This is a genomic window from Collimonas arenae, from assembly GCF_000786695.1.
Classification (GTDB): Bacteria; Pseudomonadota; Gammaproteobacteria; order Burkholderiales; family Burkholderiaceae_D; genus Collimonas; species Collimonas arenae_A.
In genome coordinates, this window is the sequence record NZ_CP009962.1 from 291,843 (window position 1) to 307,078 (window position 15,236).

Below are 15,236 nucleotides of genomic sequence, written 5' to 3' on the forward strand. Positions count from 1 at the left end.
CCTATATGTAAATCCTATGAAGCTAGCGGAATAACATATTTTTAAATTATTGATCGCTTTTCTATACTTGGCTCACAAAACACAAAACCGCAGCCGATACAGGCTGACAAGGAGACAAGCATGGACAAGGCAGTTGCATTACAGGAGCCGGTGATCACGCCCGGTGCAAATCCCGGCATCAAGCTACAACGCACGCCGCTTACCCGCGAACAGATCGGCGGTTTCTGGGCCGTATATTCAGGATGGGTGCTGGACGGCGTCGATTCGGTGATCTATGCGCTGGTGCTGATCCCGGCGCTGACCGAGTTGCTGCCGGCCTCAGGCATCGTCGCCACACCCGGCAATCTCGGCATGTACGGCTCGATTCTGTTTGCGCTGTTCCTGATCGGCTGGGGTTTGTCGTTCATCTGGGGGCCGCTGGCGGACCGCTTCGGCCGGGTCAAGACCCTGGCCGCCAGCATCCTGATCTACTCTGTGTTTACTGGCGCAGCCGCATTTGCCGACAATGTCTGGGAGCTGGCGGCGTTCCGCCTGATCGCTGGTATCGGCGTGGGTGGCGAATGGGCGCTGGCCGGCACTTATGTGGCGGAAAGCTGGCCAGAAGATCGCCGCAAGATGGGCGCGGGCTATCTGCAAACCGGCTACTACGTCGGCTTCTTCATCGCCGCCTGGCTCAACTATACGATCGGCGCTACCTATGGCTGGCGTGCGATGTTCCTGTGCGGCCTGGCGCCGGCGCTGCTGGCCATTTTCACGGTGCTGCGCGTGAAAGAACCTGGCCAATGGAGCAAGGCTGCCCATGGCACCGTGGTTGCGGCCAAGACAGCGGCGCGCAGTTCTTTCCGCGAATTGTTTTCCCCGGCATTTCGCCGCCGCACCATCACCAGCGCATCGCTGGTGGGGGTAGCGGTGATCGGCTTGTGGGCCGGATCGGTGTATGAAGCCAGCGCGGTCGTCACCCTGGCGACGCGCGCCGGCGTCGATCATGTCGGCGCGGTGCATCTGGCGTCGATCGGCGCTGCGATCCTGTCGTTCGCCACGATTCTCGGTTGCCTGGCCGCGCCCTGGCTGGCCGAACGGCTCGGACGCAGGACTGCACTCGGTATTTATTTCGCCGGCATGGCGGTCTCCATCGTGTTCGCCTTCGGCTGGGTGTTCTATCTGCCCGACGGCCTCAAGTTGTTCATGGTGTCGCTGCTGTTCCTGGGTTTCTTCGGCGGCAATTTCGCCATCTTCTCACTCTGGCTGCCGGAACAATATCCGACCCGGATCCGCGCCACGGCGTTCGCCTTCAATGCCTCCATTGGCCGCTTCCTCGGCGCCGGCGTGAATTTCCTGCTGGCGGCGGCGATCCAGTGGCAGGGTTCGCTCGGCCTGCCGGTGGCCTGGACTGCGGCGGCGTTCGTCGCCGGTTTGTTGATCCTGCCGTTTGCCGTGGAAACCCGCAACCATAAGCTGCCGCAATAGCCGCCAACCACAGTTACGATTGGAGCAACAGATGCAAGCACTACAAGGTATCAAGATCATCGACCTCAGCCGCGCGCTGTCGGGACCATTCTGCTCCATGGCGCTGGCCGACATGGGAGCCGACGTCATCAAGGTAGAGTCCGGGCCGTGCGGCGACATGAGCCGCAGCTGGGGGCCGTTCGACCGCGGCGTCAGTACTTACTATTTGTCCTGCAACCGCAACAAGCGCGGCATCTGCCTCGATTTGCGCAATCCGCAGGGACTGGCGACGCTGCAAACGCTGATCGACGGCGCCGATGTCGTCATCGAGAATTTCAAGCCGGGCACAATGGCCGCCATGGGTCTGGGCTATGACGTTCTCAGCGCGCGCAACCCGCGGCTGGTGCTGGGCAGCATCAACGCCTTCGGCGCCGACGGCCCGCTTAGCAGCTGGCCCGGCTTCGACCAGATCGCCCAGGGATATTCAGGGATGATGAGCTTGACCGGCTTTGCCGACGGCGATCCGACCCGCACCGGCACCGCCATCGGCGACATGAGCTCGGGCATGTGGCTGACGAGCGCCATTTTGGCGGCGCTGCTGGAGCGCGAACGCACAGGCTGCGGCCAGCATGTCGGCAGTTCCTTGCTGGCCAGCCTGGTTGGCATGCTGAGCGTACATGGCCAGCGCTACCTGAGCCTGGGCGAAATTCCACAGAGAACCGGTAACGCCCACTCCGTGATTGCGCCATACGGCGTCTTCGAGACCGCAGACGGCCCGCTCAACCTGGCGCCGATCACCGCCGACATGTGGCTGCGGCTGTGCCAGTTGCTCGATGTGCCGGAACTGCCGGACGATCCGCGCTTCGCCAGCAACGAGGCGCGCGTTGCCCATCGCGATGAGCTGAAAGTCTTATTGGAAGCGCGCCTGAAGACGCGCAGCAAACGTGAATGGAGTGCGCTGTTCACCGACGCCGGTCTGCCGGCCGGGCCGATCCATACCCTGGACGAAGTGTTCGCCGATCCTCAGGTGCTGCATTGCCGGCTGGTGGAAACCACTGAACACCCGACGCTCGGTGCGCTAAGGCAGGTAGTGACGCCGGTCTCCAGCTACGGCGCTGCAGCGGATGCGCCTGTCACCCGCCGCGCGCCGCCTGCGCTCGGGGAACATACGGTAGAAGTGTTGCGGCAAGCCGGCTTCGGCCAGGCAGCCATCGATGCGTTGCTGGCGTCGAAGGTGGCGCATCAAAGCGCAGCGCCGATGGCGGAGGCGGCATGAGCATTATTGCGAACGAATATTCGGTTGCGGTTACAAGTCGCATCGTTGAAAAACGGATCGGCCAGATCGTCTTCAGCAACCCGTCGCGCCGTCATGCGCTCAGCGCCGATCTGCTGGGTGCCCTGGAAGAACGCCTGGCGGAACTCGCCGCACAGCACGTGCCGGTGTTGCTGCTTGGCAGCGGTGTTGATCAGGAAGTATGGAGTGCCGGACACGATCTCGGCGAGCTGGCGCATGATCGCGATCCAATCGCTTACGGCAAACCGTTGGAACGGGTATTGCGCGCCGTGCGTTCCTACCCCGGGGTAGTGATCGCAATGGTCTCGGGATCGGTATGGGGCGGCGCGGTCGACCTGGCCATGAGTTGCGACCTGGTGGTCGCCGACCGCAGCGCGCGCTTCGCCATGACGCCGGCAAATATCGGCTTGCCCTACACCACCAGCGGGCTGCTGCGCTTCTTCCGCAACCTGCCGATCCACGTGCTCAAGGAGATGTTCTTCTGCGCCATGCCGCTCAGCGCCGAGCGCGCCGCGCATTTCGGCGTCATCAACTGCCTCGCAGAGAGCAGCGAGCTGGAGGCCACGGCGCTTGAACTGGCGCGCGGCATCGCCGACAAGGCGCCTTTGGCGATACGTGCGGTGAAAGAGCAGTTGCGGATCCTGGAAGATTTCCAGCCGCTGCCGGTGCAGGCCATGGAGCAGATCGCCGAGCTGCGCAGGCAAGCTTGCGCCAGCGCCGATTTCAGCGAAGGGCTGGAGGCATTCAGCGCGCGCCGGCAACCGTTGTTCCGGGGCATGTGATCGGCCGGGAAAGTGATGTCCGCATGGTGTTGAAAAAATATTATTAAGAGGCTGTTGTGAACACAGAAGGCCAGGCGCTCCGACGAAGACAGTACGAATAGTACGGCTAGGAGGGTGTAGCGGGGTTTCAGACGACATAGTCGTCTGCCTGCGGAACGCCCCTGGCTTGCAAGCCAGGGTGCGCCCTGCAAGGGCAACAACGCCAGGTGTGTTTGCAACAGCCTCTAAATCAACCGCATGCAGCCGTCGCGCAGTTGCCTTGCTGTCACCTATACAGCAATCCTGAAACAATTCTGATACATGGCGGCTGCGCCCGCCATTGAAAATTCCGCTACCATCACTTCACGCCGTTAACCTGCGTGGGACCTGTCGGATATGTGGATTGTTCAAATTGCGTTGCGGCGGCCCTATACGTTCATCGTGATGGCGTTGCTGATCTTGTTGGCGACGCCGGTGGTGCTGCTGAAGATGGCGACCGACATCCTGCCGGACATCAACATCCCGGTCATCAGCATCATCTGGAACTATAACGGCCTCTCGGCTCAGGAAATGGGGCAGCGCATCGCTGCCAGCAACGAGCGCGGCCTGACCACGACCGTCAATGACATTGAGCACATCGAATCGCAATCGCTGGCCAGCATTTCCATCATCAAGATTTTCTTCCAGCCGACCGCCAACATCCAGACTGCGATTGCGCAAGTGGTTGCGGTGGAGCAGGCCCAGTTGCGGCAAATGCCGCCAGGAATCACGCCGCCGTTGATCATTAAATATTCGGCCTCCAGCATCCCTGTGATCCAGCTGGCGCTGTCGAGCCCGACCATGACCGAGCAGGCGCTGGGCGATACCGCCCTCAATTTCCTGCGGCCGCAATTGATTACGGTGCCGGGCGCGGCGATTCCCTATCCCTACGGCGGAAAATCGCGCGTGATCTCGGTCGACCTCGACACCAAGGCGCTGCTGGCCAAGGGCCTGACACCGACCGACGTGGTGAATGCCGTCAATGCGCAAAACCTGATCCTGCCGTCGGGCACCGCCAAGATCGGCACCACCGAATTCAGTATCAGCATGAACGGTTCACCCGATACGATTGCCGGCCTGAACAATATCCCGGTCTTGTCGAAGAACGGCGCCACCACCTATCTCTCCGAAGTGGCGCGGGTGCGCGACGGCTTCTCACCGCAAACCAATATCGTGCGTCAGAACGGCGAGCGCGGCGTGCTGATATCGGTATTGAAAAACGGCGGTTCGTCGACCCTGGATATTGTCAGCACGCTGCGCGCCATCCTGCCGGTCGCGCTGCAGTCGCTGCCGGAAGACCTGAAAATCACGCCCTTGTTCGACCAGTCGCTGTTCGTCAAGGCCGCCATCAGCGGCGTGATCCGCGAGGCGGTCGTCGCCGCCTGCCTGACTGCCGCAATGATCCTCCTGTTCCTGGGTAACTGGCGCAGCACCTGCATCATCGCCGTCTCAATCCCGCTGTCGATCCTGGCGTCGGTGCTGGCGCTGTATGCGCTGGGCGAGACCATCAACATCATGACCCTGGGCGGGCTGGCGCTGGCGGTGGGGATCCTGGTCGACGACGCCACGGTCACCATTGAAAATATCGAACGTCACCTGCATCAGGGATCGGATCTGCACAAAGCCATCCTCGAAGGCGCGGGTGAAATTGCGGTGCCGGCGTTTGTGTCGACGTTGTGTATCTGCATCGTGTTCGTGCCGATGTTTTTTCTCACCGGCGTGGCGCGCTATCTGTTCGTGCCGCTGGCCGAGGCGGTCGTATTCGCCATGCTGGCATCCTATGTATTGTCGCGTACGCTGGTGCCGACCATGGTGATGCTGATGATGGACAAGGCGCACGTCGACCCGTCCGCCAAGCCGAACTTGTTGCAACGGGTCTATCGCCGCTTCGACGCCGGCTTCGAACGCTTCCGCGGCGGCTATATCGTGATCCTGGCCAGCCTGCTGACGCGCCGGAAAATGTTCGGTTCGCTGTTCCTGGGTTTTTGTGTATTGTCTTGCTGCCTGTTTTTCTTTGCCGGACGCGATTTCTTCCCGCGTGTCGATGCCGGCCAGATCCGCCTGCACATGCGGGCGCCGACCGGCACCCGCATCGAGGAAACGGCGCGCCTTGCCGACGAGGTGGAAAAGGTAATCCGCGAGGTGATTCCAGCCAGCGAGCTCGGCCCGATCCTTGACAATCTCGGGCTGCCGTACAGCGGCATCAATCTCTCCTACAGCAATGCCGGCACCATCGGCACCATGGATGGAGAAATCCAGATATCCCTGAGCGCGGACCATCGTCCCAGCGCCATCTATGTAGAGCGTTTGCGGCGCGAGCTGCCAAAACGTTTCCCCGGCATGGAGTTCTATTTCCAGCCGGCCGATATCGTCACCCAGATCCTGAATTTCGGCTTGCCGGCTGCGCTCGATGTGCAAATCAGCGGCCCCAACCTGCCGGTCAACTATGGCTTCGCCAGCAAGCTGATGAAACAGGTCAAGCTGGTGCCCGGCGCGGTCGACGTGCATATCCTGCAAAAACTGAACCAGCCGACGCTGGCGCTGGACATGCAGCGGCTGCAGATCAAGCAGCTTGGCCTGAATCCGATCGACGTCGCCCAGAATGTGCTGGTGTCGCTGGCCGGCAGCTTCCAGACCGCGCCGGCGTTCTGGCTCAATCCCGCCAACGGCGTGGTCTACAACATCGCGATACAGACGCCGCAATACCAGGTCGACAGCCTGGACGCGCTGCTGCGCACGCCGGTCGGCGCCAACGCCAACAACGCCAACAACGCCAGCAACAACGCTGCGGCGGCCACCGCCGGCAACGGCATCATGCCGACCCAACTGCTCAGCAACCTGGTGCAAGTCTCGCCGGCGCAGCAACTGGCGGATGTCTCGCATTACAACGTGACGCCGGTGGTCGATCTGTATGTCAGCGCCGAAGGGCGTGATCTGGGAGGGGTCTCGGGCGAGGTGGAAAAACTGGTGGACCAGTTGCGGGCCGAACTGCCGCGCGGTACGCATATCGTGATTCGCGGCCAGGTAGAGACCATGAAATCGTCATTCATCGGCCTCGGCATCGGGCTGCTGATGGCGATCGTGCTGGTGTACCTGCTGATCGTGGTCAACTTCCAGTCCTGGGTCGATCCCTTCATCATCATCACGGCGTTGCCGGCTGCGCTGGCGGGTATCGCCTGGATGCTGTTCCTGACCGGCACCACGCTCAGCGTGCCGGCCCTGACCGGGGCGATCATGACCATGGGGGTGGCTACCGCCAACAGTATCCTGATGGTGTCGTTCGCCCGCAAGCGCCTGGATGACGGCGTCCCGCCGTTGTCTGCCGCGCTGGAGGCCGGCGCCACCCGCATCCGTCCGGTATTGATGACCGCGCTGGCGATGATCATCGGCATGATTCCGATGGCGATCGGCTTTGGCGAAGGCGCAGAACAAAATGCGCCTCTGGGCCGTGCGGTGATCGGCGGGCTGTTGTTTGCAACAGTGTCCACTTTATTTTTCGTGCCGATCGTCTTTGCCGGCATTCACCGTCATCTGGCGCGCCGCAAGGAAGCGCGCGCCGGCGCGCCGCAGCATCCGCCATTGCCGGCGGCAGAGGGAGGTTCCTGACATGTCTGAAAAACGCCATGCCGTTCTCGGCATCCATGGCGCCGAAGCGCCGTCCCCTGCGGCTGGCGTGCGCTCTTCGCCGCGCGCCGATATCCGCAAACGCGCCAGACTGATTGCCGGCGTCATTCTCGTGCTGCTGTTGCTGGGCGCGATTGCAACCGTCGCGTTGCGCCTGGTCCATGCCCGCGCCTTGACTGCCGCCACCAATGAGCACGCGCTGCTGTACGTGACCACCATCAATGCCAAGGCAGCCACGAGCAGCCAGCCGGTGACTTTGCCAGGGACCCTGCAAGGCATGATCGAATCGACGTTGTATGCGCGCAGCAGCGGTTATGTATTGCGCTGGTACAAAGACATCGGCGCCAATGTCGCCAAAGGCGAATTGCTGGCCGATATCGACACGCCTGAAGTGGACCAGCAATTGTCGCAAGCAATCGCGGCGCGGGAACAGGCCGCCTCCAGCCTCGATCTGGCCAAGACTTCCGCTGAACGATGGGAGGCGCTGCGCAAGAAAGACGCCGTCACGCAGCAGGAATTGAACGAGCGCACCAGCGCTTACACCCAGGCCCAAGCCAATCTCGCTGCGGCAGACGCCAATGTGCGTCGCCTGCAGAAACTGGAAGGTTTCAAGAAAGTGATCGCCCCGTTTGCCGGTGTGGTGACGCGCCGCAGCGTCGATGTCGGCGACCTGATCGATGCCGGCAACGGCGGCGCCGGACGCGCCTTGTTTTCATTGGCGCAGATCGACCAGCTGCGGGTGTATGTCTACGTACCGCAGGCGTATGCGCAACGCATCCAGATCGGCGACCAGGTCGATATCACGCAAAGCGAAATGCCCGGCCAGACCTTCCACGGCAAAGTGGTGCGGACCGCCGGCGCGATCGATGCCGCCACCCGCACCATGCAGATGGAAATCAATCTGCCGAATCAGGAACACAAGCTGCTGGCCGGCGCGTATGTGCAGGTTGCGCTGCCGCTTGGCGGCGCTTCCGATGTGCTGATCGTGCCGTCCAATGTGATCCTGTTTCGTCCCGAAGGAGCGCGGATCGCCGTGGTCGGCGGCAACGGGCGCATCAAGCTGCGGCCGATCGTCATCGGTCACGATCTCGGCAACTCGCTGGAAATCCTGAGCGGTGTCAGTCTTGCCGACAAACTGGTGCTGAATCCGCCCGATTCTCTGGCTGACAACGACGCCGTGACGATTGTCCAGCCTAAAGCCGCTGCGGCGCCGCAGAAGGCCAAGCTATGAATACGCCGCGCCGCCTCGCACTGGTCAGCGCCGTCGTCTGGCTGGCGGGTTGCGCCAGCGGTCCTGACTATAAAAAACCTGACATCGAGATGCCGGCAGCCTGGCAATTCGAGGAGCCGTTCCATATCGCGACGCCGAACGACGGCGCGCTGAAAGGCAACTGGTGGGAGACGTTCCAGGATGCCCGCCTGAACCAGCTGGAGCAATTGGCCCTGACGCAAAACCAGACCTTGCGGATCGCCGCGACGCGTCTTGAGCAAGCCAGGCAACAGGTGACGGTCAGCGCCGCCGGCCTGTTTCCGCAGGTGAGTCTGCAGGCCGGCGCCGCTCGCCAGAAAATTTCAGCCAACCGGCCGCTCAGCGCCTATGGCACGCCGAGCCAGTCGACCGTGCAGAACAACTTCCAGCTCGGCTTTGCGGTCAGTTATGAAGCCGACTTGTTTGGCCGGGTACGCCGCACGGTGGAGCAGGCGCGTGCCTCTTCCGAGCAGGCTGGTGCTGATTTTGAAAACGCCAAGCTGGTGCTGATGTCGGAACTGGCCGCCGATTATTTCAATCTGCGCGAGCTGGATGCCGAAATCGACGTGGTGCGCCAGGGTATCGCCTTGCAACAGAAATCCCTGGAATTCATCACCGACCGCCATGACCTGGGCGTCGCTTCCGGCCTGGATCTGGCGCAGCAGCAGGCGCTGCTTGACGCAAGCAAGACCCAGCTTGAACTATTGCAAAACCAGCGTATGCAGTACGAACACGCACTCGCCACCATGACTGGCACGCCCGCTCCGCAATTCAAGCTGGAACCGGCGCTGACGCTGATGACGGCGGTATTGTCGCCCTTGCCCGTTGGTCTGCCATCCGATCTGCTGCAGCGCCGCCCTGATGTTGCTTCTGCCGAACGCGCCGTGGCGGCCGCCAATGCCGGCATTGGCGTGGCGCGCGCGGCATACTTCCCGACTATCCTGCTGCAGCCGAACGGTGGCTGGGACAGCAACCAGATCGGCAATCTGCTGAGCGCACCCAGCCTGCTCTGGTCGCTTGGCACCTCGATCACCCAAAACCTGTTCGATGCCGGCAAGACCCGCGCCGGCGTGAAGATTGCCGAAGCCGGCTACACCGCTGCGGTAGCCAATTACCGGCAAACGGTGCTGGTTGCGATGCAGGAAGTCGAGGATGGCATCGATGGCCTGGCGGTGCTGGGGCGCGCCGGCAAGCAGGCCGAGGCGAGCGTGCATAGCTCGCAACGGGTGCTCGATCTTGCCAACGACCGCTACACCGGCGGCCTCGACACCTATCTCGATGTCATCACGGCGCAGCAAACGCTGCTGACCAATCAGCGCCAGATGGTGCAGATCAACGGCCAGCGGATGCTGACCTCGGTTTATCTGGTCAAGGCGCTGGGCGGCGGCTGGCAGGGCGATACGGCGCAAGCGGCCAGGTGAATTGGTCACGGTGGCGAGGCGAGTCGATCCGCGTCATTCCGCAAGCGCACTCCGTATAACGGCGGGAGTGACCCGCTTGGCGGATAACCACCAGACCATCGCAGCCACAAGCGCTGTGATGGCGACAATCCCGAGCACGACGTGCATGGCGCGCTCAAACGGCTGCAGCGCTGCGATGAATGTGCCGAAGATGGCGACGCCTAGCGCTGCACCGCTTTGCCTTGCTGAATTGAGGGCAGCGGCGGCCACTCCGGCGCGGCTTTTATCGACAGTACCCATTGCCGGCGCAGTCACCGCCGGCGAGATGAAGCCGGAGGCCAGCCCGATTGCCAGCATCGGCAGGATGGCGGTCCAGTACAGTGATGCCGGCGTCGCCAGCAGCAAGCCGGAGGAGCCGGCGGCGTACAGGCCGAAGGCCATGCACATCGGCCAGCGCGTCCCGAAAATGCGCACCAGGCGGCTGGAAAACAGGCCGCCCAGCGCCACCATGATGGTCATCGGCAGGAAAGCCAGCCCGGTTTGCAGCGGCGAATAACCGAGTACGCGCTGATAGTAAATGCTGAAGATAAACAACACGCCGTAAAAGACAAAGGCAGATGCCATCGAGACAAAGGCCGAACCCGCGAACAGGCGGTTGCGGAAGAACGATAGCGGCAGCATGGGGTGCGCGCGCCGGGTTTCTATCGTGAAGAACAAGGTCCATGCAACGCCGCTCACCACCATTCCTGAAATGATCGGCAACGATCGCCAGCCGAACACAGCGCCTTCGATCAGCACCGCAATCAGGCTCGCAAGCGCGATGACTGCCGCAATCTGGCCGGCTAAATCGACGTGGCGGGAGTGCAGGACTTTGTCACGCGCGACCGACCACGTCAGCCCTATGCCGAGCAGGCCCAGCGGCAAGTTCACGAAGAAGATGCTGCGCCATCCGAACCAATGGATCAGTACGCCGCCAAGCAGCGGCCCGCAAGCCATGGCAGCGCCGCCGCAACCCATCCAGACGCCGACAGCGGAAGCGCGCCGGGCCGGATCAGGATAGGCCTGGTTGATCAGCGACAGGGAACAGGGCACCAGCATCGCGCTGCCGATGCCTTGCAACGCGCGCGCCAGCGATAGCGTCAGCAGGTCGGGCGCAAAGCCGCACAGCATCGAGGCAAGCGTGAACACGGCCAGGCCGGCAAGATAGATGTTTCTCGCGCCAAGGCGATCGCCTAGCGTGCCGCCAGTCAGCAGGAAGCTGGCGAAGGTCAGGGTGTAGGCGTTGACGACCCATTGCAACCCGGCGACGTTGCTGTGGAGCGTGCCGCTGATCTGTTCCAAGGCGACGTTGACGATCGAAGCGTCGAGCAGCACGATGGTGTAGCTGATGCTGGTGGCCATCAGTATCCGGTTTCCGGGGAAAGGCTTTGTTTCGGTGGTGTCGGTCACGGCGGGTCTCCAGATGGCGGGCTGGAGATCAATATACTTTTTTCCCGATGCGAGATGCTTCGCCACGTGACGAAATGACGAAGTAATTGAATGTTCAATACGGCTGCTGCCATCTTGCGCAGCGGCTTTCAGAAAGAGCGCCCAGCCGGCCGGTCTGTGCCGCTGAACGCTCTTTTCATGAGGCTACTGAGGTTGCCGAGACTACTCTTCCGGTGTGAAATATTGCCGCCGCTGATGCTGTTCCTGATGCATCGGGAACATGGTGGCGTAGAACTCGGTCCAGCCGCCCATCCGCACCCGGACCAGGTTGTAGCGCTCCGGATCGTTGACCGCCGCCTGGTAGGTGGCCAGGTCGGCGCAGGTAAGGGTGATCAGGTTGGAGCCGGTTTCACCGCGCGCATAAGCTTTCACAAAGCGTTGCAACTCTTGCAGCGGAAAATCCTCCTCGATATTCATGTCGACAGGCGACGCGTTCGACAAGCCGTATTCGATCGAATCGACGCGCCAGCTTTTGAGCGCCTGGTAGATGTTGCGGAAAGCCGGCGTCGGCGGCAGGTCTTGCGGCGCAGGGACGGGTGACAGATCGGAGGCGATCGGCATGCCGTTGCGCCGGCCGTCGGCCGATGCGCCGCAGCCGAGGCCGTCGCCGACATAGCCTTCGAAGGTGCCGATGCCTGGCGTAATCACGAACTCGGGGTTGCCGTAAGTGCTGGCGATGCCGTCCAACGCCGGTTTCAGGGCAGGGTGCGGTTTGCGTATGACGTCGACGCAAATGCGCACGGTGTTATCCATCAGCCATTTTCCCAAGGCGTCGACTTCGGCGTCGCCGCTGCCCCACTTGGGCAAAGCCAGCGCAGTCTCGCGCAGTTCCTGGTAACGGCGGCCGCGTTCCTCGGCGTCGGCCGGGCCCAGCAATTGGCTTTGATAGGGCTCGATCATGTTGAAGCCCCAATCGTTGATCAGGCAGTCGACCAGTTCTGGCAATGTAGTGACGGCGGTGGCCGGATCGAACACCAGTTTCTGGATCGCATACAGCGAATCGATAGTGTTGGAGATACCGACGCATAGCGGCGCGATCATGTTGAAGCGAGCGCCGCCGGCAGTCAGGTCGCGGCCGGATTCGGCACAGCCCTCGATCACCGCCGACAGCAGCGGGCTGGGGCAGATATCGGCCAGGTTGCCGAAGCCGCCCAAGATCACGTTGTAGCTCTGGATCGTGATCCACTCCAGCTGTCGCAGGAAGATATCCTGCAATTGCTGGAAGCTGGTGATTGCAGCAACAGGCGGCGAACGGAAGGTTTGTTTGAGTCCGCGCAGATAGACCGGGCCGGCTTCGCCGTAGCAGGCGCCCTGGTTCAGGGTTTGCTCCAGCGCCGTCATCGGTGTGACGTTGTTGAAGGAGAAGCCGGTGGCGCCGGCCAGCATCGGTTCATAGCAGCCGTCAGCCGCATAATTGCGCGACCAAGCCAGCGTTACATTGCTGCCGGATGCATGCAGGGCCTGGCACAGGCGGTCATCCTGATACAGGATCGGATGCGCGCCGCCGGCCAGCAGGCATTTGGCCGCTTCGTCCATGATCGCATCGGGGATGCCGTCATACACCCGCAGGGACAGGGTCGGCGCGTTGACCGGGATCCGCCGCGCCGCTTTCAGGCACAGCATGGTGACCGGGTTGACGCCGCCGGTCGGCGTGGCGTCGTCATTGGCGACATAACCGCCCACGGTAATTTGCTGAACCCACTGGTTGATGCCGCCGCCCTGCGGAAAGTTGCCGCCGTAACCGCAGACGGCGGTGGTGCCATAGTTGACGTAATCGGTGATCAGGCCACGATTGACGAAAGCGTTTTCACCGATCTTCAGCCACAGGCAATCGACGATTTCCTGCGCCCGTTCCGGGCCAATGTTGTCGTGCTCCAGCAAGGGCCACAGGATCTGGTCCAGCCGTCCCAGCGATGTCAGTTCGCCTACCAGGTGCAGACAACAATGGAAAGAAAACACCAGCTGCACGCCGTCCTGGAAGCTGAGCGGCGGCTCGGTACGCAGGTGGCGCAGGCGGGCGGCGACGTCGCGCATATTGTTGGCGTTCTCCGCCGTACCGCAATCCCGTGCCGCGCCGGCGGCGGTTTCCGCCAGAGTCGCCCAATTGCCCAGATAGTCTTGTACGCCTTCCAGCGACAAGATCGCCGCAAGATAAAATTCCAGCCTGCTCTTCAAGGCGCTGTCGCCGGGTTTGTCTTCCTGCAGCAGGGCAGCGGCCTGCGCCTGCTGCTGCAGTTCGGCGATCAAGCCGCCCAGGCCAAGCGTGACCAGCTTCTGGTAATGCGGCACCACGTGGCCCATGGCCGACCATTCGTTCAACTGACCCTTGAGCCAGGCCGCCACTGTTTCGTCCTCGGTCAGGTAGGGAACGACTTCCTTGCCGCGGCCCAGCGTGAAATCAGGGATCACGCCGACGATCAGTTCCTCGGGGTAGATGCGCAGCAAGCCGTTCTTGCGGGCGATCTCCGACTCCGGGCTGGACAGCAAACCGCCCAGCGTTTTGTGATTGGCCAGTGCTTTGCGCAAAGCCACCGAAGCGGTCAGCGACGGCGCCTCGGCCTGGCTCACCAGCTCCGACAAATGCGGCAGGCGCGGAAAGGGATGGCGCTTGAGCCAGCCGTCGTTCCAGTGTGAAAACGCCCGTCCCAGCAGCGCCAGCAGGCGAGGGCTGGGCGGATCGCCAGCGGCATATTTTCCTTCGCTCATCTGGTGCAGATAGTCCTGACCGTTGTAGAACATATAGCCGTTTTCGCTACGCGCTTTCCAGTGCGGGTCTTCCTGAACATCATCGATGCCGGCAGCCGGCACATTCAGTTCCTGCGCGTTCGGCACATACCAATAACTGCCGGCCACCCCTTGCACCACGCTCATCATGCGGTCGGCGGGCCGGTCCGGCATGCCGCCCATCATGTGCTTGATGATGGTTTCGAAGCGCGGTTGAGCGTTGCAGAAGGCCACGAACATCAACCCTTTCTCACGCGCAGCGCTGCCCGCGTGCTCGCCGAACGGCAAAGCCTGGCGCAGCAGTTTCAGGTTGTCGCCATTGCTGTCGAGGACATGCACCCGATGGATATGTGCGTTGTGATCATGCTGCGGCAAGATGACGCCGGCGGGATTGCGACCCAGCATGGCGTCTTGCGCGTCGGGCAGCATATCGCCGATCGTGCTCCATTCGAACAGGAATTTCTGTGTGAAACCGTAACAGGCGCCGCGGAATTCGCCATCGACCAGAATGTCGCTGGCCAGGCTCACCGGATCGTTCGGATTGGTGATGCCGTCAAGATAGCGGCCGCCCATCACCTTGCCGTCCGGCCGTTTGCCCAACGGCAGTATTTCGATCTGCGCCGCCAGCGCTTCCAGCCCGGGGCGTATGCTTTCCATCAGTTGCGCAGCAATGGCGGCGCTGTCGGCTTTAAGGTAAAGCAGCACATCGCCGCCGCTATCGCGCAGCTTGGGCGAACTGTCCAGCACTGTGCGCGATACCGGAATCTGGCGGTCATGCCAGCGGCCCCACAATTCCGGATCGAAAGCCGCCACCAGGCCGGCGTTTGCGGGCGATGCCTTGGCGGCATTGGCAAGCGAGCGGACCAGGCTGAGCATTGCCTCTGCGGTAGTCTGGCTGTGGTCGCGCAGCGTGAGGGTGGCGATCTGGCCGAATACGGCCCGGGTCAACAAGCCGTATTGCGTGTGTTTGATAGCGTCGATAAACATCTTAAGATCCTTATCTGAACGTGGCGCGAGGCCGTGGGAATGCAATTGCCGCTGAGTGCGGGCCGGGAAGGTGGAATACATTAATATTTCTTTGTGGAAATTAATTCTATCGGAAAAATCCGCCGATTTGTCGAAATTGCGCTGTGCACGGCGCGGACGGAAACGAATCGCACACGACTGTCAAATTTGACAGTCGACACGCGGCTAATATTGGAATATAGAAA

8 protein-coding genes are annotated in these 15,236 nt (G+C 62.0%); 6 read left to right on the plus strand and 2 right to left on the minus strand.

Translation table 11 applies throughout. The annotated features are described in order from the left end of the window. The first annotated feature begins 120 nt into the window (after nt 1-120). From LT85_RS01315 to LT85_RS01340, 6 genes are all read left to right on the plus strand, one after another. On the plus strand, nt 121-1,467 hold the full coding sequence (locus tag LT85_RS01315) for an MFS transporter (RefSeq protein WP_081991905.1): 1,347 nt from the start codon (nt 121-123) through the stop codon (nt 1,465-1,467). A gap of 31 nt (nt 1,468-1,498) precedes the next feature. Further along, on the plus strand, nt 1,499-2,722 hold the full coding sequence (locus LT85_RS01320; protein WP_038484357.1) for a CaiB/BaiF CoA transferase family protein: 1,224 nt from the start codon (nt 1,499-1,501) through the stop codon (nt 2,720-2,722). Continuing rightward, nucleotides 2,719-3,522 (plus strand): methylmalonyl-CoA decarboxylase, encoded by an 804-nt coding sequence (gene scpB, locus LT85_RS01325; protein ID WP_038484360.1) that lies wholly within the window; start codon nt 2,719-2,721, stop codon nt 3,520-3,522. The genes LT85_RS01320 and scpB overlap by 4 nt, the downstream gene beginning before the upstream one ends. A 375-nt stretch (nt 3,523-3,897) precedes the next feature. Next, on the plus strand, nt 3,898-7,146 hold the full coding sequence (locus tag LT85_RS01330) for an efflux RND transporter permease subunit (protein WP_038484363.1): 3,249 nt from the start codon (nt 3,898-3,900) through the stop codon (nt 7,144-7,146). A gap of 1 nt (nt 7,147) precedes the next feature. Further along, a complete protein-coding gene (locus tag LT85_RS01335) occupies nt 7,148-8,395 on the plus strand; it encodes an efflux RND transporter periplasmic adaptor subunit (RefSeq protein WP_038484367.1) in 1,248 nt (415 codons plus the stop codon). Continuing rightward, nucleotides 8,392-9,834 carry an efflux transporter outer membrane subunit gene (locus tag LT85_RS01340; RefSeq protein WP_038484370.1) on the plus strand — a complete coding sequence of 481 codons (1,443 nt, stop codon included), beginning with the start codon at nt 8,392-8,394 and terminating at the stop codon, nt 9,832-9,834. The genes LT85_RS01335 and LT85_RS01340 overlap by 4 nt, the downstream gene beginning before the upstream one ends. Before the next feature lie 33 nt (nt 9,835-9,867). Here the strand turns inward: LT85_RS01340 and LT85_RS01345 are convergent, their stop codons facing one another. After that, on the minus strand, nt 9,868-11,262 hold the full coding sequence (locus LT85_RS01345) for an MFS transporter (RefSeq protein WP_253273639.1): 1,395 nt from the start codon (nt 11,260-11,262) through the stop codon (nt 9,868-9,870). A 201-nt stretch (nt 11,263-11,463) separates the two neighbouring features. After that, on the minus strand, nt 11,464-15,012 hold the full coding sequence (locus LT85_RS01350) for a pyruvate formate lyase family protein (protein WP_038494690.1): 3,549 nt from the start codon (nt 15,010-15,012) through the stop codon (nt 11,464-11,466). Nucleotides 15,013-15,236: the final 224 nt, after the last annotated feature.

Bases quoted from the DNA above. Each gene is read 5' to 3' on its own strand.
- scpB (WP_038484360.1), top strand. From the start codon at position 2,719: ATGAGCATTATTGCGAACGAATATTCGGTTGCGGTTACAAGTCGCATC.
- LT85_RS01330 (WP_038484363.1), top strand. From the start codon at position 3,898: ATGTGGATTGTTCAAATTGCGTTGCGGCGGCCCTATACGTTCATCGTG.
- LT85_RS01335 (WP_038484367.1), top strand. From the start codon at position 7,148: ATGTCTGAAAAACGCCATGCCGTTCTCGGCATCCATGGCGCCGAAGCG.
- LT85_RS01320 (WP_038484357.1), top strand. From the start codon at position 1,499: ATGCAAGCACTACAAGGTATCAAGATCATCGACCTCAGCCGCGCGCTG.
- LT85_RS01340 (WP_038484370.1), top strand. From the start codon at position 8,392: ATGAATACGCCGCGCCGCCTCGCACTGGTCAGCGCCGTCGTCTGGCTG.
- LT85_RS01315 (WP_081991905.1), top strand. From the start codon at position 121: ATGGACAAGGCAGTTGCATTACAGGAGCCGGTGATCACGCCCGGTGCA.
- LT85_RS01350 (WP_038494690.1), bottom strand. From the start codon at position 15,012: ATGTTTATCGACGCTATCAAACACACGCAATACGGCTTGTTGACCCGG.